We start from the raw sequence: 18,438 nt of genomic DNA on the forward strand, positions 1-18,438 counted from the left end.
GCGCCGAAGCCGCGGCGGCGACGGGCGGCACCATGCGATAACCGCAAAAGTATACCGCCTCCGCGGGCGCGGGGAAGAAGGCTGACGATGCCTTTACAGAGCGTGAACGAAACCCGCCCGCGCCCCATGGACGTTAGGCGGCCGTGATGCCGATCTCCGCATCGACGCCGAGCAGCTGCGCCACGCGCATCACGCCCGGCTGCGCGTTCACGACGGCGAAGTGCTTGCCGTGCTCCTCCGCATGGTGCGCCGCTCCCACGAGCACGCCGATGCCCGTCGAGTCGATGTAGGCCACGTGCTCGAAATCGAGGTAGACCACCTCGGTCGGCTGCTCGAGCGCCAGGTCGATGGCGTCGCGCAGCTTCGAGGCGTTCGAGATGTCGACCTCGCCGTCCACGCCGATGACGTAGCGCTCGGGCGAGGCGGAGGTGGTGATCACAAGTTCCATGATGGTTCCAATCTAGCTCGTGGTTAGCCGGAATCGCATGCGGCAGGGCCGCTCGGGCCGAGGAGGGAGCGGTACCGCCCGCGTTAGCGCTCCTCAAGGGCGAGCTGGGCGGAGACGAGCTTCGTCGCGAGCACGAGCACGTCGAGCGCCGCCTCGAGCTCCTCCACGCTCGGGTAGGTCGGGGCGATGCGGATGTTCGTGTCGTGCGGGTCCTTGCCGTACGGCCAGGTGGCGCCCGCCGGCGTGAGCTTCACGCCCAGCTCCGCGCAGAGCGCGGCGATGCGCTTGGCCGAGCCCTCGGGGCCGTCGAAGCTCACGAAGTAGCCGCCGTTGGGGTGCGTCCACGTGGCGCAGCCCGTCTCAGCGAGGCCCTCGGTGAGCTTGCGCTCCACCGCCGCGAAGCGCGGGCGCAGGAACTCGGCGTGCTTGCGCATGTGGGCGCGCACGGCGTCGAGGTCGGGCAGGAAGCGCGTGTGCATGAGCTGGTTGAGCTTGTTCGCGCTGATGAGGCCCACCTTGAGCGTGCTCGCGACCTCGGCCACATTCGACGGGCTCGAGCCGAAGAACGCGATGCCGGCGCCGGGGAAGGTGATCTTGGAAGTCGAGGCGACGCCCAGGATGCGGTCCTCGTTGCCCGCCGCGCGCGCGATGTCGAAGATGTTCGCGAGCACGTCGCCTTCGTCCGTGAGGTCGTGCACGGCGTAGGCGTTGTCCCACACGATGCGGAAGTCCGGCGCGGCCTTCATGGTCGCGAGGCGGCGCACCGTCTCGTCGGAATACGTGACGCCCGTGGGGTTCGAGTACTTCGGCACGCAGAACATGCCCTTGATGGAATCGTCCTCGGCCACGAGGCGCTCGACCACGTCCATGTCCGGGCCGGTCTCGGTCATGGGCACGGGGATGTTCTCGATGCCCAGGTCCGCCGTGATGCCGAAGTGGCGGTCATAGCCGGGCGCGGGGCACAGGAACTTCGCGTGGTCGAGCTTGCTCCACGGCGTGTAGCCGGGCACGCCCTTCTCCCAATAGTGGATGAGGATCGACTGCATGATGTTCAGGCTCGACGAGCCGAGCACGATGGTCTGCTCGGGCGGCACGCCGATGAACTCGCCCGCCAGGCGGCGCGCCGAGGGGATGCCCTCGAAGCAACCGTAGTTGGAGCAGTCGATGCCCTCGTCGGTGAGGTCCGAGCCGCTATTCAGGATGTCGAGCATGGGGCGTGAGATGCCCACCTGCTCGGGGCTCGGCTTGCCGCGCGCCATGTCGAGCTTGAGCTCCTTGGCCCGCGTCTCCTCCACCTCGCGCTCGAGCTGCTCGATAGCTGCCTTGAGCTCCTCGGTCTCCATCTGCTGGTACATCGTCTGCATGCATGCCTCCTGCCGCGCGGGAAAGCCGCCGCGCACGGTGATGGTGTTCTGGGACAGTATACCGACTCGGCGGGCCGGCGCGCGGCGCTGCGAAGCGCGTAACATAGTAATAGCATGGGGTGTGGGCGATCCCAGCCAGGTAAAATAACCCCAGGGGTATTTTTACATGGCCTCGCGGGTATCGTTCATGCCGACCGCACCCGAAAATGTAAAAATACCCCTGGGGTAATTTTACATGCAAGGAGGCCACCATGGATCAGACGTCGTTTCAAGCCGAGGCCTTCGGCGAGCTGCAGAGCCTCGTCGACGGGCTCTTCGCGACCCGGCAGGTCATCGACCGGCTCGACCTCATCATGCAGGCCGAGGTGCTCGACCTCGACCCCGACCTGCTCGAGATCGTGAACCTCCTGCCGCCCGGCGCCTACGAGCGCCAGCGCCTCTGCGACCAGCTGAACTCCGCCCTCGCCGCGCATGGCTGGGGCAGCATGTACGGGACGGTCGAGTAGGCGCGCGGCCGCCCGCCCGAAGCGAGCGCGGCCCCGTCCACCCAACCGTCGGCTCACCGCGAGAAGGAGCACGTCATGGCAGATTTCCTCACCGAGCGCAACGAGGCCATCCGAGCCGCCGAGGCCGCCCTCGACCACCTGTACCGGGCGCGCGACCTTTTGGGGTCGGCGGGCAACTGGGGGCTCTTCGACATCTTCGCCGGCGGAATGCTCACGTCCTACATCAAGCGCAGCAAGATGAGCGAGGCGCAGGCGGAGCTCGAGGCGTCCCGCGAGGCGCTCCGCGCGCTCGCGCGCGAGGTGCGCGACGTGGAGCACGCGGGCGCGTTCGACATCGACACGAGCGGCTTCCTCTCCTTCGCGGATATGTTCTTCGACAACGCGTTTCTCGACATGTACGTGCAGGCGCAGATCGGTGAGGCGAAGCGCCAGGTCGACGGCGCGATCGGCCAGGTCGAGGCGCTGCGCGACCGCCTGACGCGCTTGGGATAGCCCGGGATGAAAACGGGGGCCGCGGCCCCCGTCTCCCATGCGCTGTTGATGCGGTTGATCGGCTGATTACTCGGCGCCCGCCTGAACCGCCGGGGCGTCGGGCGCCTGCGCATCGCCGGGCGCCTGCACGTCGCCGGACGCCTCGTCCTCCTCGCGCGGCCCGTCGCCGCGGCAGGCGAAGGCCATGAACGCGAGGCCGATGACCGCCGCCGAGACCGACCCGGCGAGGATCGCCGTCTTCGCGGCGAGGAGCTCGGCCGGGATCTCCGTGAACGCGAGGCCCGCGATGAGGATCGACATGGTAAAGCCGATGCCGCCCAGGATGCCGATGCCGGCGATGTGCCGCCAGCCCACGCCCTTCGGGAGCTCCGCCAGGCCGGCGCGCACCATGAGGTACGTCACGCCGAGGATGCCGAACGTCTTGCCCAAAAGCATGCCGAGGTACACGCCCACGGCCACCGGGTCCACCGCGAGCGCGAGCATGTCCACGCCCACAAGGCGCACCTGCGCGTTCACGAAGGCGAAAAGCGGCAGGATGATGAAGTTCACCGGCGCCGCGATGCGGTGCTCCAGGCGCTGGAGCGGGGGCGTCACGCGGTGCATGACGCGCTCGACGCGCGTGACGGCGTGCGTGAAGTCGTGCTGGCCCAGGATGTGCGCCTCGGCGTCGAAGCGCTCATCGAGGTCGGGGAGCTTCGACTCCACCCAGGACACGAGGGCGCGCGCGTTGATGTCCGAGCGCGCGGGGATGGTGAACGCGAGGATCACGCCGGCGAGCGTGGCGTGCACGCCGCTCTGGAAGAGGCAGAACCACAGCACGAGGCCGAGCGTGAGGTAGGGCGCCACGCCGAAGAACCGCCGCCGGTTGAGGAACACGAGCCCCGCCGTGACGAGCGCCGCCGCCGCGAGCCAGCCCAGCTGCGGGGCGTGCCCGTAGAAGAGCGCGATGGCCGCGATGGCGAGCAGGTCGTCCGCGATGGCGAGCGTCGAGAAGAACACCTTGAGCGCAGGCGGCACGCGGCTGCCCAAAAGCGAGAGCACGCCGAGCGCGAACGCGATGTCCGTCGCCATGGGGATGGCCCAGCCGTACACCGCGCCGCCGCGGTTCACCACGACGTAGATGGCCGCCGGCAGCACCACGCCGCCCACCGCGGCGAGCATGGGCAAAAGCGCCTGGCGCGGCTGGCGCAGCTCGCCCACCGTCATCTCGTACTTCAGCTCGATGCCCACGAGCAGGAAGAAGATCGCCATGAGGAAGTCGTTCACGAAGAGCTCGAAGGTGAGCGAGAACTCCCAGCCGCCGATGGCGATGGTCACCGGCTGGGCGAACCACTCGTGGAGCGGGTAGTAGAGGTCCGTGTTCGCGCAGATGACCGCGGCCACCGCCGCGAGGATCATGACGCACGCGGAGATGACGCCGTTGCCCGTGATGGCCTCGAGGGTGCCGCGGCGCTCCAGGCGGCTGCGCTGCAGGGGGCTCATCAGGCGCTCCCTCCCCGGCTCCGATGCGGAGGCGGCACGACCCGGCTTGCGCACAAGGACCTTGCGCTCGACCGCCCCCGCAGCCGCGCGTCCTTCGGTTGTCGTCCGCTTCTGAGCCATGCGCGTGCGCGCTCCTTCCGTCGTGCCGGGACGCGACGACCCGCCGCTCCCCGCTTGCAAACCTTCGCAACAAAAAGGGGCGCCTTGCCCAGACGCCCCACCTTGCTTGTATTGTTACCACTGCCGTGGCGATTCAACGGGCTCCGGCGCCCGCATCCAGAGGGAATCCACAGATGCGGCCGACCCCGGGCAGCGCCCGGTGATAAAAAGGTGACTGACACCTTTTTATCAGTGAGTCAATTGAACCCGTCCCCAATGACTCACGTCCCCAATGACTCACTCGGCGGCGGCGAGGATCGGCGCGGCGACCTGCTTCTTGCGGGAGAGCACGCCGGGCATCCACACGCCCTCGGCCACGTCCTCGATGCCGAGGCCCTTCTGCGCGCAGGCGGTGTCGCCCTCGAGCAGCACCTGGCTGCCCTCCTCCATGATGTCGGTGATGCACAGCACGATGCCGTCGGCGTCCTTGCCGGCCTGGTAGGCGCGCATGGCCTCGCGGATCTCGGGGATCATGCCGAGCGCGCGGGTCTTGTCGACCGTCTCGTACTGGCCGATGAGCAGCTGCGTGTCGCCCACCTCGAAGAGCTTGATGTCGTTGCCCACCATCTGCTCGGGCGTGAACGAGCCGGACGGGCGGCTGAGGAAGACCTCCATGCCGAACTTCACCGGGTCGACGCCGAGCTGCTCACCGAGCTTCGCGGCCACGGCAGCGTCCACGTCGGTGGCGGTGGGGCTCTTGAGCATGAGCGTGTCGGTCATCATGGCCGAGAGCAGAAGCTTCGCCTGGGTGTCCGTGGGCTGCTGGCCGAGCACCTCGAAGAGCTTCGCCACGATGGTGCAGCTGGAACCCCAGGGCAGCGCGACGATGTGGAGCGGCGCGGCCGTGGTGAAGTTGCCGAAGCGGTGGTGGTCCACCACGCCATAGATCGTGGCGTTCTCGAGGCCGACAACGGACTGGCCGGGCTCGTTGTGGTCGGTGAGCACGACGAGCTGCGCGTCCTCACCCTCCGCGGCGGGCTCGATGGCGTCGAGCTGGCGCGGCTCGGGGACGCCGGCCTCGGCGAGGAGCTTCGCGGACTCCGCCGGGAGCGGGCCCAGCGCGCACGCCTCGTACTCGTTGCCGCCGAACCCAACCTGGTTCAGCAGCTGCGAGAGCACGACGGACGACATGATGGCGTCGTTATCGGGATTCTGATGGCCGAAGACGAGAACCTTGCTCATTTACGTTCCTCCTAAGCGATGTGTATCCAGACGGGGACGGCGCGCGGCGCTAGCGGCGCACGTGGCGCACGATGGCCATGGCCGCCGCGGCCTCGTTCGTGACCTCGGAGAAGTCGCCGTCAGCGAAGAGCGCGGGCTTCACCATCCAGGTGCCGCCGCACGCGATGACCGACGGGCAGGAGAGGTACTCCTCGACGTTCTTGGTGCTCACGCCGCCGGTGGGCATGAAGCGGTGCCCCACGAACGGCGCGGCGAGCGCCTTGATGGTGTCGAGACCGCCGTACTGCGCGGCCGGGAAGAACTTCGTCACGTGCAGGTCGAACTTGAGCGCGCGGATGATCTCGCTCGGGGTGACGCAGGCGGGCAGCACCGGCACGTCCTTGTCGATGCACTCCGCCACGATCTCCTCGTCGAAGCCGGGGCTCACGATGAACTCGGCGCCAGCATCGATGGCCTCGGCGAGCTGCTCCATGGTGAGCACGGTGCCCGCGCCCACGCACATCTTGGGCTCGGCGGCCTTCATGGCGCGGATGACATCGGCCGCGCACGCGGTGCGGAACGTGACCTCGGCGGACTCCATGCCGGCGGACATGAGGGCATGCGCGAGGGGCGCGGCGTCCTCGACCTTGTCGAGCACGACGACCGGCACGATGCCCAGCTGCTCGAGCTTCTCATAGAATGATTCGAACATGAGCTTTCCTTCCTCGGAACCCGTGCCGGGCGAGCCGGCACACTCTACTGTCCTCTAGTTTAGCGTGCCCGCGTGCAAAAGGGACGGACGCGCGAGGCTCATATGGAATGACGCGGTATACTTACAATTACATATGGAATCTGAGCATATCGGGAGACCGCCATGGCATACCGCGTCTATCAATCGAAGCGAAACGAAGCCGCGCAGGTGGCCATCGGCGACGCCCTGCTCGGCATGCTCGAGGAGCATCCCATGAGCGAGATCACCATCAAGGAGCTCTGCGAGCGGGCGGGGGTGTCGCGCCCCACGTTCTACCGGCACTTCGATGCCATCGAGGACGTGCTCGGGCTCTTCGCGCAGCAGGTCTTCCAGAGCACATACCGCGCCATCGCGCCCCTCATGGGCAAGGGCAACAGCGGCGTCAGCATCGTGGAGCATGTGTTCGAGAAGTTCCTCGAGCACCAGCGGCTCTTCGACCTGCTCCGCGAGCGCGACCTGCTGTCGCCGTTCTTTGGGTACCTGTGGGTCTTGAACAGTTTGCCCACGCAGGAGCAGGTCATCCGCTCTGAGCGTTCCATCGCGCCGACGCAGGACACCTTCGACGTGATCACCTACTCCTGGGGCGGCACGTTCTCGATCATCTTCACGTGGATCCTCGACGGGATGAAACGGCCCGCGCACGAGATGGCGCAGGCCGTCATCAGGGCCGCCCTGCACGTGGGCGGCACGTTCGACGCTTCCTACCACGATGTGTCGAACATCATGTGGTCGGTCATGGGCAAGGTCTCCGCGGAGGCGCAGCAAGACGCCCAGCCGGCCGAGCGGTGCTAGCAGGACGCGGGCTCGCCGGGCGTCACGCCCGCCTCGTTGAAGCTATCGATGCGCACGCTGTAGCCCTCCCCGGCGTTCAGCGTGGTGAGGGTGTGCATGCCGAGCGAGCCGTCCGTGAGCTCCCAGCTGCCGTAAAGCGCCTGCGGGGAGAGGCCGTAGCGGACGATGTACCCCTGGGCGCCGGGCACGGGCTCCCACACGAGGTCGGCTGAGAGCCCGCCCTCGGTGCGCGCGGCGCGCACGGACTCGACGGCGGCCGGGCGCTCGATGCCCGCGGCGCGGCCGAACACGCGGATCCCGCTCACCGCCGGGCGGCCGCCGAGCGGGGCCGTGAGGTGCGACACGCGCACGTAGCGCGCGCTCACCGGCGCATCGAGCTCCACGTAGGCGTGCGGGCGGTCGGCGGCGCCGTCACGCAGGTCGAGCACGGCCTCCCACGCCGCGCCGTCAGCCGAGACCTCGAGCAGGTAGCGCGCGGGTTGGTCCTCGACCGTGATGATGCGCTTGAAGAAGGCGCCCGAATCGACGAACTCCTCCTCCGGCGTGTCGGAAGCCGGGATCGCATGGTCGGCGAGGTTCACCTGGATCGCATAGACCTCGCGCACCGCGCCCATGTCGAGCATGACCCACGGGTCGGCGTCGTCGGCCGCGGCCGCCCACCAGGTGCGGCAGTCCTCGTCCGCAGCGAGGCCCGGCTCATGGCTCTCCTCGGCGCTCGACGCGCTCGCCGCGACGCCCGCGCCCTTCGAGAGCAGCATCCACGCGGGCTCGGCCGCCTCGTCGTAGGCGCGCTCGCCCTCGGGCACCACCTGCGGGTAGCAGGCGAGGCGCTGGTCGCAGTGCATGGTGCCCGCGGCATCGAAGTAGCACGGGAAGAGGCCCACGCGGCGCTCGAATTTCTCGTTCACCGAGATGCGCATCGTCGAGGCGTGCCACCAGTTGCCGTGCACGTCCTGGAAGGTGCTGCCGTGGCCCGCGCCCTGCATGAAGCCGCCCGGGTTCGACGAGAAGGGGTTCCACGCCTGGTAGGTGAAGGGGCCGAGCGGGCTCTCGCCCACGTACACGCCGTCGGCGTACACGTTGTTCTCGGTGCCGGGCGCGGCGTACTGCAGGTAGTAGCGGCCGTCGTGCTTGGTCATGTAGGCACCCTCGATGAAGGGCTTCGTGCCGGTGCGCGCGCGGATCATGCGCTCCATCTCGGTCTTGGGCTCCTCGAGGTGGTTGTTCTCGCCCTTGCGCTCCCAGCCGTGCTCCGCCTCGCACTCGGGCACCACGGCGACCTTCTCGCCGATGGGCGCGAAGGTGCCGCGCTCGAGCTCGATGCCCCACACGGGCTCGGTGCTCGTGCAGCCCCAGTAGAGGTAGATGCGGCCATCATCGTCCTGGAAGAGGTCGGGGTCCCAGAACTCCATGGTCGTGGCCACGGGCTCGAAGGGCATGTGCACGGGGTCGGTGCTCGCGAAGAAGGTGCAGAGCTGGCCGCGCTTGCTCGCGCAGAACACCACCGCGCCGTCGATGAGGCGCACGTCCGGCGCGTAGTCCTCGATGGGGAGCTCGGGGGTGGCCTTGAACTCCCAGGTGATGAGGTCGGTCGAGTACCAGAAGCCGCCGCTCATGGAGGCGAAGAGCAGGTAGTAGCCCTCCCACGCGATCACCGTGGGGTCCGCCGCCTCGCGGAAGCGCCATTCGGCCTGCTTGCCTGGGGCGATCTTGTCCTGGTAGCGATACGGCAGGTCGAGCGGGTTGCAAAACGTCCTTGTCATACGGTCTTCCCTTCGTGCAACATGTAAATTTACCCCAGGGGTTTTTTTACATAGGAACCCAGGTGCGCGAGGCTCGGCTTGGGCGAGCGCTCCTGCGTGGCGCGGTCGAACGCGATGAGGCCGAAGCGCATGGAGTAGCCCTTCTGCCACTCGAAGTTATCCATGAGCGACCAGTAGAAGTAGCCCTTCACGGGGATGCCGTCGTCCAGGCAGCGCTCCACGCCGGCGAGCGCCTCGTCGATGAAGGCCACGCGGCGGGCGTCGTCGTCGGTGCCGATGCCGTTCTCCGTCACGATGATGTCGCCCGTCCACTCCTTCGCCACGGCGCGGAGCACATGTTCGAGCGCCTGCGGGTAGAACTCGTAGCCCATCTGCGTGACCTCGGCGCCCTCCGGCACGGGCAGGTCGCCCTCGGCGCCCACGCGTGTGCGCGTGTAGTTCTGCACGCCCAAAAAGTCGTCGCCCTCGATCACGGGCAGGTAGTGCGTGAACTCGTCCACCCACTCCGCGGCCGCGAGCGCCTCGCCGCCGGGCACGGGCTGCAGGTCGTGCAGGCTCAGCGTGAGGCCCACCTTCACGTGCGGGCAGAGCTCGCGGATGGCGGCACGGGCGCGGCGGTGCGCCTCGCACACGACCTCGTCGCTGTGGCGCGAGCGCGGGCTCTGGAAGGTCTGCGGGTCCTCGGTGCCGAACGCCTCCTTGTTCTCGGCCTTCTGGAGCTGCTGGTTCTCCATCATCTTCTTGAGGTTGAGGCCCATCTGCACCTGCGACTCGTCCACCGCGCCGTCCGCCTCCGCGGCCTGGGACGCGGCTGCCATCGCGGCGGCCGCCGCGCGCGCCTGCTGGGCGTAGCGCTCGGCGATGCGGGCGATCTGCAGGCCCATGTTGGCCTCGTTGATGGTGCACACGAACGAGAGCTCGCCGCCCAGGCGCTCCATGACGTGGCGCACGTAGCGCTCAAAATCGGCCGGGGTGGTCTCGGCGTCCCAGCCGCCCTTGCGGATGAGCCAGATGGGGCTGCTGAAGTGGTGGAGCGTCACGACGGGCTCCACGCCGTTGGCGCGGCAGCAGCGGATGACGTCGCGGTAGTGCTCGACCTCCGCCTCGTCGAAGACGCCCTCCTCGGGCTCGATGCGGCCCCACTCGATGGAGAAGCGGTAGGCGTTGAGCCCCGCCGCGGCGGCAAGGCGGATGTCCTCCTCGTAGCGGTGGTAGTGGTCGCATGCGTCGAGCGACGGCTCCGAGAACGTGGTGTGCGGCATCTGCTCCATGAGCCACAGGTCGCTGTGGGTGTTGTTGCCCTCGACCTGGTAGGCGGCCGAGGCCGCGCCGAGCATGAAGTCCTTGGGTAGCATATATCCTCCTTCGCGCGCGGGCACGCCCACGCTCATCCACCGGGTGGGCAACCCTGCCCGACCCGGCGTTGGTTTATTCCGTCTGCGCCGCGTTCAGCTGCGCGATCAGGCCGTCGAGCTGCTCCTCGCCGATCATGCCGAAGCCCACGAGCGACGAGAGCTGGATGCCCGCGAGCATCGCCCGCGTGCCCTCGACGTCATCGCTGCCCGCAGCCTCGCGCGCACCGGCCACCATGCGGTCGAACACGGGGCCGAACACCTGCGCGCCGGCGGGCGTGGCCATGATGTCGGCGAGCGTCGAGTGCGCCGAGAACGCGCGCGGCAGGCTGCGCGTCGCCGTGAAGGCCACGGTGGCGCGCAGGCGGATGTCGCGGCTCGACGCGCCGACCTCGATACCGTACGCACCGCTCTCCGCGAAGAACGCGTGCAGGAGCGGCTCGTAGTACGAGAGCGCGCGGGCATCGAGCGTGAACGCGACGCGCGTGCTCTCGCCCGGCTCGAGCGCGACCTTTGCGAAGCGCTTGAGCTCGCGCACGGGGCGGCGGCGCATGCCGGCGGGCGGGGCCACGTAGAGCTGGACGACCTCCTCGCCCGCGCACGCGCCCGTGTTGGTGACGGTGAGCGCGCAGGTGAGCTCCCCGCCCTCGGTGAAGGCGTCCGCGTCGAGTGCGAGGTCGCTGTAGGCGAAGGTCGTGTAGGAGAGGCCGTGGCCGAACGGGTAGCGCACGGGCAGCTCCTTGGCGTCGTAGTAGCGGTAGCCCACGAACACGCCCTCGCGGTACTCCGTGCGGTCGTCCTCGCCGGGGAAGTTGAGGTACGACGGGTTGTCCGAGAGCTTCATGGGGAAGGTCTCGGCGAGCTTGCCCGACGGGTTCGCACGGCCGTAGAGCAGGCTCACCGCGGCCTCGCCCGCGCCGTCGCCCGGCAGGTACATCTCGAGGATCGCCGCGACGTCATCCGCCCAGGGCATCGTGACGGGAGCGCCGTTCAGGAGCACCACGACGGTGCGGGGCTGCGCGGCCGCCACGGCGGCGATGAGCGCGTTCTGGGCGGCGGGCATGTCGAGCGTGGTGCGGTCGAAGCCCTCGCTCTCGTAGCGCTCGGGCAGGCCGGCGAAGACGACCGCGGCATCGGCCGCGCGCGCCACCGCGACCGCCTCGTCGATGAGGGCGCGGTCGGGCTCCTCGTCCGCCTCGCGGTACCCCTGGGCGAACACGACGCCCGCGGGCGCCTCATCGAGCGGATTCGAGCGCTTCGCGCTGTTCACATGGCTGCTGCCGCCGCCCTGGTAGCGAGGATCGCGCGCGAAGTCGCCGATGAACGCCACCGGCGCGCCCTCCGCGAGCGGCAGGGCACCGTCTTCGTTCTTGAGCAGCACCGCCGAGCGCTCCGCCACCTGCACGGCGAGGCGGTACCCGCGCTCGAGGTCGGGTGCGACCGTACGCGAGCCCGCAACGGCCTTCTCCACGAACGAGAGGACGTTCTCCACCGCGAGGTCGAGCTCCCCTTCCGTGAGGCCGCCGTCCTCGAGGGCGGCGAGAATCTGCTTCGTGCCGCGGTCGGTGCCGCCGGGCATCTCGAGGTCGAGCCCCGCGCGGATGCCGAGCGCGCGGTTCTTCACCGCACCCCAGTCCGTCACCACCATGCCCTCGAAGCCCCAGTCGTCGCGGAGGATCTCTGTGAGCAGCAGGCGGTTCTCGGCGCAGTAGGTGCCGTTCACCTTGTTGTAGGCGCACATGACCGCCCAGGGTCGCGCCTGCTTCACCACCGTCTCGAAGGGCGCGAGATAGACCTCGTGCAGGGTGCGCTCGTCCACCACGCTATCGCTCACCATGCGCCCGGTCTCCTGGTTGTTGCAGGCGAAGTGCTTGATGCAGCTGCCCACGCCGCGGGACTGCACGCCGCGGACGAGCGCGGCGCCCATCTCGCCGGCGAGCACCGGGTCCTCGCTGTAGTACTCGAAGTCGCGGCCGCACAGCGGGCTCCGCTTGATGTTGAGGCCGGGGCCCAGCAGCAGCGCCACGTCCTCCGCCTGGCACTCCTCGCCCAGCTCCGCGCCGAGCTCGCCGGCGAGCGCCGTGTCGAAGCTCGACGCGACGGCCGCCGAGGACGGAAAGCACACCGCCGGCACGCTCTCCTGCATGCCCAGGTGATCGCCGGTCCCGCCCTGCTTGCGCAGGCCGCTCGGGCCGTCGGTCATCATGACGGCGGGCACGCCCAGGCGCTCGAAGGCGCGCGTGTGCCAGAAATCGCCGCCCGAGCAGACCTCGGCCTTCTCCTCGAGCGTCATCTGCTCCATGATCTCCTTGATGTCCATGGGTTCCTCCTATTCGGCAGCGGGGCGGTTCTCGATGGCGGAGAGCGCCTGCCCCAGCCGCTCGATCTCATCGGCCGGGACGCGGGCGTAGCGCAAGATGGCGCCGAGCGACACGTGCGCCGCGAGCCCCACTCCGGGGCGCGCCTCGGCAGTACCGTTCGCCGCGCCGCCGCTCAGGGCGAACAGCGGGGCGAGCGCCGGTGCGGACGCGAGGAGCTCGCGCGCCGCAGGGCAGGCGAGCACGCGACCCATCGAGCAGTCGAGCGAGAGGTACGGGGCGTCATCGACCGTGAGCCACCGGTTGCAGCGGGGCTCACCCATCCCCTCCTCGTCCGGCAGCCCCAGCACGTCGCCGAGCCACGCCACGCTGTCCGCGACCCAGTTCGGGGCGCGCGAGCACAGCCGCGCCGGGTCCTCGAGCGCGGCGGTGCCCGTCGAGAAGCCGTGCGGGGCGAAGGCGTAAATATGCGATTCGAACGAGATGCCCGCACGCGCGAGCGCCCCGATGAACTCGATGGAGTTCGTCACCGGTACGGTCGTGTCCGAGGCGCTCGCGAAGACGAAGCACGGCGGCGTGCGGTCATCGACCGCGGAGGCGGCAGCCGGGGCACCCGTGTTCGCGGGGGTTCCCCAACCGCCGAGCGCGGCGTAGCCGAGCACCGCGGCGTTCGGGCGCTCGCGCGCGCTCGTGGCGGCGACGCCGGCGAGGTGGCCGCCCGCCGAGAAGCCCACCACCGCGATCTTGTCCGGGTACACGCCCCAGTCGTCAGCGCGGGAGCGGATGAGGGCCATCGCCTGCTCGTAGTCGTCGAGCGGGTTCGGCCAGACCGCGTGCTCGCCCACGGAGTAGCGCAGGACGAACGCCTGGAACCCCGCCGCGAGGTACGCGAACGCCACCGGATCCGCCTCGCGCTCGGAGCACATGGTGTATCCGCCGCCCGGCAGGATCAGCACGGCGGGACGCCGGGGCGCGCGCCGGAACTCACCGCCCGCGCCCTGCGTGTACGCCGTCAGCGTCACGTCGCGTTCCTCGTTGAGCGTTATGATCTCTCGTTCCATGCAAGCCTCCTCGATGTCTCGCCCTGCATCCAACCCTGCGCCGGCGCAGCGCCGCGTCACAGGCGGACGGCGTAGCGGTGGGAGCCGGGCTCGGCCTCGTGCTCCGTGCCGTCCGGCAGGCGCACGACGGCGGGCGCGGGCACCTCGACCTCGACGGAGAGCGCGCCGTCCGCCGCGAGCTCCCACGCCACGCGGATCTCGCCCACGCGCGAACGGTATATACCCTCGGCGTGCCCCAGGCGCGCGTCCACGTGCGGCTCGATGAGCACGGAGGTGAAGCCGGGCTCGAGCGGGCGGATGCCCAGCACGTAGCGGTACAGGAACTCGCCCACGCTGCCGAAGGCGTAGTGGTTGAACGAGACCATGTTCTCGCTCGACTGGTCGCTCGTGCGCTCCTCGTTCACCGTGCCGTCCGGACGGATGGCGTCCCAGCGCTCCCAGATGGTCGTGGCGCCGCGCTCGACCTGGTAGAGCCAGCCCGGGCAGTCCGTGGAGAAGAGCACGTCGAAGGCCAGGCGCTCCTCGCCGCCCTCCACGAGCACGGGCAGCAGGTGCGCTGTGGCGTAGAAGCCCGTCTGCATGCCGTTCGCGCGCACGTCGTCCACGAGCTGCGCGAACACGGCCTTCCAGGTGTCGGCGTCACGCTCGCGGTCGAGCACGAGCGCGAGGGCCATCACGGCCGCGCCCTGGTAGAAGTCCTTCAGGCGGCCGTCCTCGTCCAGAAACGCCGCGCGGTAGGCGCCGTGCGCCCGCTCCAGGTGGCCGCGGTAGGTTGCCGCGTCCTCATCGTGGCCCAGAAGCTCGGCCGCGCGCACCATGATGCGCAGATCGTTCACCATGAAGGCGCACGACACGGGCGCGTTGTGCTGCGCCGCCCACGCGATGTCGTGGCCGGGGGCGAGCCAGTCGCCCAGGTTCACGCCGAACCACAGGCCGGCGTCGCCCGCATGCTTGAGCTTGCAGTCCACCATGGCGCGCATGCTGTCGTACTGCGCCTCGAAGGCCGCGCGGTCGCCGAACTGGTCGTAGATGAGCTCGGGCATGATGGTGTCGGCGCTCGCCCACTCCTGCATGCCGACGAAGCCCACGCCGGCGGGGCCGGTGGCCGGCACGCTCGCCGCCACGTAGCCCTCGGAGTTGTCGCGCTGGCTCATGCGGACGTCCTTCAGGAACTTCTCCAGGAACGCCTCCGTGTCGTAGTTGTACGCCGCGGTGCGCGCGAAGGCGTGACCGTCGCCCGTGTAGCCCTGGCGCTCGTCGCGCTGAGGGCAGTCGGTGGGCACCTCGACGTAGTTGGAGCGCTGCGTCCAGAGCTGGTTCTCGTAGAGGCGGTTCACGCGCTCGTCGCCGCAGCTGAACGTGCCCGTGCGGGGCATGTCGGTGTAGAGGGCGCGGGCGCGCACGAGCCCCGGCCGCCACGGCGTGCCGGAGAGCTCCACGTAGCGGAAGCCCATGTAGGTGAAGCGCGGCCGCCAGGTGCCCCGCTCCTCGCCCTTGTGGTAGACGATGGTCGCGCGCGCGGTGCGCAGGTTCGCGGTGTAGAGGCTGCCGTCGGGGTTCAGGAGCTCGCCGTGGCGCACGGTGAGCGCCGCCCCCTCGATGAGCGCGGGGTCGATCTCCACGATGCCGGCCATGTTCTGGCCGAAGTCGACGATGGTGGTGCCGTCGGCGCGCTCCGTCACCTGCTGGGGCTCGAGGGTCTCGTGCAGGGTGACGGACGTCGTGCTCGGCTCGATGGTCTCGGGAAGCGCGCCCTCGAAGGGCACGGGCGGAAACACCGCGGGCGCGTCCGGCCGCTCGCCCGCGGCGCCGCGCGCCCAGTAGACCTCGCCGTCGTAGAGGCCGGCGTAGTCGTACGGGCTCGGCACGGCGACGACGTCCGCGTCGCGCGCGGTGAGGCAGCGCTCGGTGCCGTCCTCGTAGCGGATGCGCAGCACCCAGGACACGGCCGGGCGCTCGCCCCAGATCTGGGTCTCGTTCTCGCAGGTGAAGCGCCCACAGTACCAGCCCTGGCCCAGGTACACGCGCAGGGTGGCGCAAGCGGCGAGCGCATCGGTGACGTCATAGACCTGGTAGTGCAGGTCGTAGGGGTAGTAGGTGAAGCCCGGCGTGAGGAATGCCTCGCCGAGCTTGCGCCCGTCGAGCTCCGCCTCGTACATGCCGAGCGCCGTGATGGCGAGCTCCGCCTCGGCCACCGGCGCGGGGCCGGCCTCGATGGCCTGCTCGAACACCTCGACCGTGCCCTCCCGGTACGGTCGCTCCGTCGTGATGAAGGCCGCGCGCAGCGCCTGCACCGTCTCCTCGTTACCCATCATCCTCACCTCTCCATTTCTCGCCGATCGCCGGGCGCGGCGCGGCGGGACCCTGGGGACAGCAGGGCCCCGCCGCCGGCCGGCTCACGCGTCTATAGCTTGCACGGGGCGCTGTGCCGGCGCGCCGGCACCCGTCTCCGGCGCGCCCGTCACGCCTCCACCTTCTTGAAGCGCTGCAGCACCTCGTTGATACCCTTGAGCTGGTCGGTCGAACCGCCGCCGCGCTTGAAGAGCGACTCGAGCGTCATCTTGCCCAGCATGCGCTGCAGATCGGGGTTGTCCTTCACGCTCGTCGCCACATCGCCGCGCGACGACGCGCCCTCGGCCATGATGCGGTCGAGCACCGCGCCCGCCTCGGGGCTGCGGCGGATCTCGTCGAGTGTGTCCTTGATGGAGTAGCACGACGGGTCGATGACGATCTCGTCGAACCAGTTGTCAACCGGGGCCGCCGCGCCGAGCGAGTACGCCGGGTTGGGCTCGGCCACGCGGCGCAGCGTGATGCGGTCGCTGAGCTCGCCGGCGCGCGCCTCGACCACGTGCTCGGAGCCCACCGCGCCGAGCGGCACCTCGAACGTGAGCACGTGCCCGCCCGCCTTGCCGTCCAGGCGCTCGCCGTCCACGAAGAGCTCGACCGCAGACTGGTTGGTGTAGACCTTCACCTCGGTGGTCTCGCTCGGCCGATCCGTGTAGCGGCTGCCGCACACGTGCAGGACGGGCTCGTCGCTCCAGGCTGCCTTGTACAGGTAGAACGCGTCCTTCTTGATCGCGCGATCGAAGGTGACCAGACCCTTCTGGTTCTGGCCGTCCTTCCCGCCCTCCTCGCGGCCGTCGGCGGCGAAGTCGAACATGTTCCACACGTGCGTCGCCCACAGCCACGGGCGCTCGTCGATCATCTTGAGCATGTGCTCGTGGTAGAGGCACTGGAACTCCTCGGTGTAGTCGCCCGCCTGCGGCGCATCCGAATGGAAGGCCGGGTTCGCGTCGGCGCCGTACTCGGAGAAGCCGATGGCGCGATCCGGGTAGGTGGCGTGGTAGGTGTCGAAGAACTCGTCCGCCTCGGACATCTCGCCCACATACCAGCCGAAGTACAGGTTGTAGCTGTTGACGTCCGGGATCTCCAGGATGGGCGAGGCGGTGTCGAGCATGAAGACGTTCGCCATGGTGGTGGGGCGCGTGGCGTCAAGCTCGTGGCACAGGTCGTTGAGGTCGCGGTGCAGCTGCAGCAGCTCGTCGTTCACCGTCGAGGCGGCCGTGATCTCGTTCGAGAGGCCCCACACCACGATGCTCGGGTGGTTGTAGTTCTGGAGCACGAGCTCGCGCATCTGGGAGCGCGCGTTATCGTCGCCGTTCGGCAGGTGCATGGTGATGAGCGGGATCTCCGCCCACACGCAGATGCCGGCCTCGTCGCACAGGTCGTAGAAGGCCTGGGCGTGCTGGTAGTGCGCGAGGCGGATGGTGTTCGCCCCCATCTCGCGGATGATCGCGACGTCCTCGGCCATCATCTCGGGCGTGATGGCGCTGCCCACGCCGGCGCGGTCCTGGTGGCGCGAGACGCCGCGGAGCGGGTACGGCCGGCCGTTCAGGATGAAGCCGCGGCCGGGATCGATCTCGTAGCTGCGGCAGCCGAAGCGCACGGACACCTGGTCGCCCTCGGGCAGGGACACGGTCGCGGTATAGAGGTACGGGTCGACGACGCCGTCCCACAGGCGCGCGGCGGAGATGTGGAAGACCGCCTGGGCGTGGCCCGCCTCCACGGGCACGGTCGTCTTCCAGGTGCGCTGCTCGCCGTCGGCCTCGCCCGCGATGGAGAGGGTGGCCTCGGTCGCGGAGCCCTCGACCCACGCGTCGACCGTCACCACGGCCGTGGCGGGCGCCTCCCCGCCCCCGAGCGCCACCTCGGGCGTCACGCGGACGCCGGGCGCGCCGTGGTAGCCGAGCGCGATGTGCGTCGCGGGCACGATGACGAGCTTCACGTCGCGGTAGATGCCGCCGTAGAAGGTGAAGTCGGCGTACTGCGGGTACACGCGGTCGTTCGAGCTGTTATCGACCGAGACGACGATCGTCACCGCATCCGCCCCGGCGGCGCGCGCCTGCTCGATCGCGGAGGTGACGTCCACGCGGAAGGTGGAGAACCCGCCCTCGTGCTCGGCCAGGGGCACGCCGTTCACGTACACCCGCGCGCTCATCGCGACGCCGTCGAACTCGAGCCAGGCCTCCTCGCCCGCCGTGAGCTCGGGGAGCGCGAGCTTGCGCACATACCAGCAGGTACCGCGGTAGTAGTCGTTCCCGCCGTCGGCACCGTCCTCGGCGTTCCAGGTGTGCGGCAGCTGGACCGCCGTGCCCGCGCCCCGCTGGGCGGCGAGCGCTGCCGCGGCGGCGTCGGTCGCATCCTTCACGAACGTCCAGCCGTTGTTCAGTACCTCGATGCTACGCATGTCGCTCCTTCTTCTTCCCGGGATGGGTTGGTTGGGGACGTG

At 69.4% G+C, this 18,438-nt stretch carries 14 protein-coding genes; 3 read left to right on the forward strand and 11 right to left on the reverse strand.

Features of this window, described 5'->3' with window-relative positions; all coding sequences use genetic code 11:
- Positions 1 to 133: 133 nt before the first annotated feature.
- Both B5G02_RS00665 and B5G02_RS00670 read right to left on the reverse strand, forming a co-directional pair.
- Positions 134 to 448, reverse strand: a complete 315-nt coding sequence (locus B5G02_RS00665; RefSeq protein WP_094334776.1) for an STAS domain-containing protein — start codon at positions 446 to 448, stop codon at positions 134 to 136.
- 83 nt (positions 449 to 531) lie between these two features.
- Positions 532 to 1,812 (reverse strand): aminotransferase class I/II-fold pyridoxal phosphate-dependent enzyme, encoded by a 1,281-nt coding sequence (locus B5G02_RS00670; RefSeq protein WP_094334777.1) that lies wholly within the window; start codon positions 1,810 to 1,812, stop codon positions 532 to 534.
- Between the two features lie 251 nt (positions 1,813 to 2,063).
- On the opposite strand from B5G02_RS00670, the gene B5G02_RS00675 reads away from it, so the two are divergent.
- Together B5G02_RS00675 and B5G02_RS00680 are read left to right on the forward strand one after the other, a co-directional pair.
- Positions 2,064 to 2,318, forward strand: a complete 255-nt coding sequence (locus tag B5G02_RS00675; RefSeq protein ID WP_019239222.1) for a hypothetical protein — start codon at positions 2,064 to 2,066, stop codon at positions 2,316 to 2,318.
- Between the two features lie 75 nt (positions 2,319 to 2,393).
- On the forward strand, positions 2,394 to 2,810 hold the full coding sequence (locus tag B5G02_RS00680) for a hypothetical protein (protein ID WP_094334778.1): 417 nt from the start codon (positions 2,394 to 2,396) through the stop codon (positions 2,808 to 2,810).
- Between the two features lie 66 nt (positions 2,811 to 2,876).
- Here the strand turns inward: B5G02_RS00680 and nhaA are convergent, their stop codons facing one another.
- The 3 genes from nhaA to eda form a co-directional block, all read right to left on the reverse strand.
- Positions 2,877 to 4,412 (reverse strand): Na+/H+ antiporter NhaA, encoded by a 1,536-nt coding sequence (nhaA, locus tag B5G02_RS00685; RefSeq protein WP_094334779.1) that lies wholly within the window; start codon positions 4,410 to 4,412, stop codon positions 2,877 to 2,879.
- A 276-nt stretch (positions 4,413 to 4,688) separates the two neighbouring features.
- Positions 4,689 to 5,633 (reverse strand): DHH family phosphoesterase, encoded by a 945-nt coding sequence (locus B5G02_RS00690; RefSeq protein ID WP_094334780.1) that lies wholly within the window; start codon positions 5,631 to 5,633, stop codon positions 4,689 to 4,691.
- Between the two features lie 49 nt (positions 5,634 to 5,682).
- Positions 5,683 to 6,324, reverse strand: coding sequence for a bifunctional 4-hydroxy-2-oxoglutarate aldolase/2-dehydro-3-deoxy-phosphogluconate aldolase (eda, locus tag B5G02_RS00695; RefSeq protein WP_019239226.1), 642 nt, complete (start codon positions 6,322 to 6,324; stop codon positions 5,683 to 5,685).
- Between the two features lie 162 nt (positions 6,325 to 6,486).
- Here eda and B5G02_RS00700 point away from each other — a divergent pair, with 162 nt between their 5' ends.
- Positions 6,487 to 7,155, forward strand: coding sequence for a TetR/AcrR family transcriptional regulator (locus B5G02_RS00700; RefSeq protein WP_094334781.1), 669 nt, complete (start codon positions 6,487 to 6,489; stop codon positions 7,153 to 7,155).
- Here the strand turns inward: B5G02_RS00700 and B5G02_RS00705 are convergent.
- The 6 genes from B5G02_RS00705 to B5G02_RS00730 all read right to left on the reverse strand — a co-directional run bounded on the left by B5G02_RS00705 (position 7,152) and on the right by B5G02_RS00730 (position 18,396).
- Complete coding sequence (locus B5G02_RS00705) at positions 7,152 to 8,918, reverse strand: family 43 glycosylhydrolase (protein WP_094334782.1); 1,767 nt, start codon at positions 8,916 to 8,918, stop codon at positions 7,152 to 7,154. The two genes, B5G02_RS00700 and B5G02_RS00705, sit on opposite strands and share 4 nt — an antisense overlap.
- A gap of 29 nt (positions 8,919 to 8,947) precedes the next feature.
- Positions 8,948 to 10,273 carry a glycoside hydrolase family 1 protein gene (locus B5G02_RS00710; RefSeq protein ID WP_094334783.1) on the reverse strand — a complete coding sequence of 442 codons (1,326 nt, stop codon included), beginning with the start codon at positions 10,271 to 10,273 and terminating at the stop codon, positions 8,948 to 8,950.
- Between the two features lie 73 nt (positions 10,274 to 10,346).
- Positions 10,347 to 12,590, reverse strand: coding sequence for a glycoside hydrolase family 3 C-terminal domain-containing protein (locus B5G02_RS00715; RefSeq protein WP_094334784.1), 2,244 nt, complete (start codon positions 12,588 to 12,590; stop codon positions 10,347 to 10,349).
- 9 nt (positions 12,591 to 12,599) lie between these two features.
- Complete coding sequence (locus tag B5G02_RS00720) at positions 12,600 to 13,649, reverse strand: alpha/beta hydrolase (RefSeq protein WP_094334785.1); 1,050 nt, start codon at positions 13,647 to 13,649, stop codon at positions 12,600 to 12,602.
- A 56-nt stretch (positions 13,650 to 13,705) separates the two neighbouring features.
- Positions 13,706 to 15,964 (reverse strand): alpha-L-rhamnosidase, encoded by a 2,259-nt coding sequence (locus B5G02_RS00725; RefSeq protein WP_094334786.1) that lies wholly within the window; start codon positions 15,962 to 15,964, stop codon positions 13,706 to 13,708.
- Between the two features lie 146 nt (positions 15,965 to 16,110).
- Positions 16,111 to 18,396, reverse strand: coding sequence for a glycoside hydrolase family 2 protein (locus B5G02_RS00730; RefSeq protein WP_094334787.1), 2,286 nt, complete (start codon positions 18,394 to 18,396; stop codon positions 16,111 to 16,113).
- Positions 18,397 to 18,438 lie beyond the last annotated feature (42 nt).

Origin of the sequence: [Collinsella] massiliensis, assembly GCF_002161605.1 — a bacterium.
In the GTDB taxonomy this organism is placed as follows: domain Bacteria; phylum Actinomycetota; class Coriobacteriia; order Coriobacteriales; family Coriobacteriaceae; genus Enorma.

What these genes read in the sequence shown, in the direction of transcription:
- eda (WP_019239226.1), bottom strand. Translation starts at nt 6,324, where the DNA reads ATGTTCGAATCATTCTATGAGAAGCTCGAGCAGCTGGGCATCGTGCCG.
- B5G02_RS00680 (WP_094334778.1), top strand. Translation starts at nt 2,394, where the DNA reads ATGGCAGATTTCCTCACCGAGCGCAACGAGGCCATCCGAGCCGCCGAG.
- B5G02_RS00720 (WP_094334785.1), bottom strand. Translation starts at nt 13,649, where the DNA reads ATGGAACGAGAGATCATAACGCTCAACGAGGAACGCGACGTGACGCTG.
- B5G02_RS00715 (WP_094334784.1), bottom strand. Translation starts at nt 12,590, where the DNA reads ATGGACATCAAGGAGATCATGGAGCAGATGACGCTCGAGGAGAAGGCC.
- B5G02_RS00670 (WP_094334777.1), bottom strand. Translation starts at nt 1,812, where the DNA reads ATGCAGACGATGTACCAGCAGATGGAGACCGAGGAGCTCAAGGCAGCT.
- B5G02_RS00725 (WP_094334786.1), bottom strand. Translation starts at nt 15,964, where the DNA reads ATGATGGGTAACGAGGAGACGGTGCAGGCGCTGCGCGCGGCCTTCATC.
- B5G02_RS00700 (WP_094334781.1), top strand. Translation starts at nt 6,487, where the DNA reads ATGGCATACCGCGTCTATCAATCGAAGCGAAACGAAGCCGCGCAGGTG.
- B5G02_RS00665 (WP_094334776.1), bottom strand. Translation starts at nt 448, where the DNA reads ATGGAACTTGTGATCACCACCTCCGCCTCGCCCGAGCGCTACGTCATC.
- B5G02_RS00730 (WP_094334787.1), bottom strand. Translation starts at nt 18,396, where the DNA reads ATGCGTAGCATCGAGGTACTGAACAACGGCTGGACGTTCGTGAAGGAT.
- B5G02_RS00705 (WP_094334782.1), bottom strand. Translation starts at nt 8,918, where the DNA reads ATGACAAGGACGTTTTGCAACCCGCTCGACCTGCCGTATCGCTACCAG.
- nhaA (WP_094334779.1), bottom strand. Translation starts at nt 4,412, where the DNA reads ATGGCTCAGAAGCGGACGACAACCGAAGGACGCGCGGCTGCGGGGGCG.
- B5G02_RS00710 (WP_094334783.1), bottom strand. Translation starts at nt 10,273, where the DNA reads ATGCTACCCAAGGACTTCATGCTCGGCGCGGCCTCGGCCGCCTACCAG.
- B5G02_RS00675 (WP_019239222.1), top strand. Translation starts at nt 2,064, where the DNA reads ATGGATCAGACGTCGTTTCAAGCCGAGGCCTTCGGCGAGCTGCAGAGC.
- B5G02_RS00690 (WP_094334780.1), bottom strand. Translation starts at nt 5,633, where the DNA reads ATGAGCAAGGTTCTCGTCTTCGGCCATCAGAATCCCGATAACGACGCC.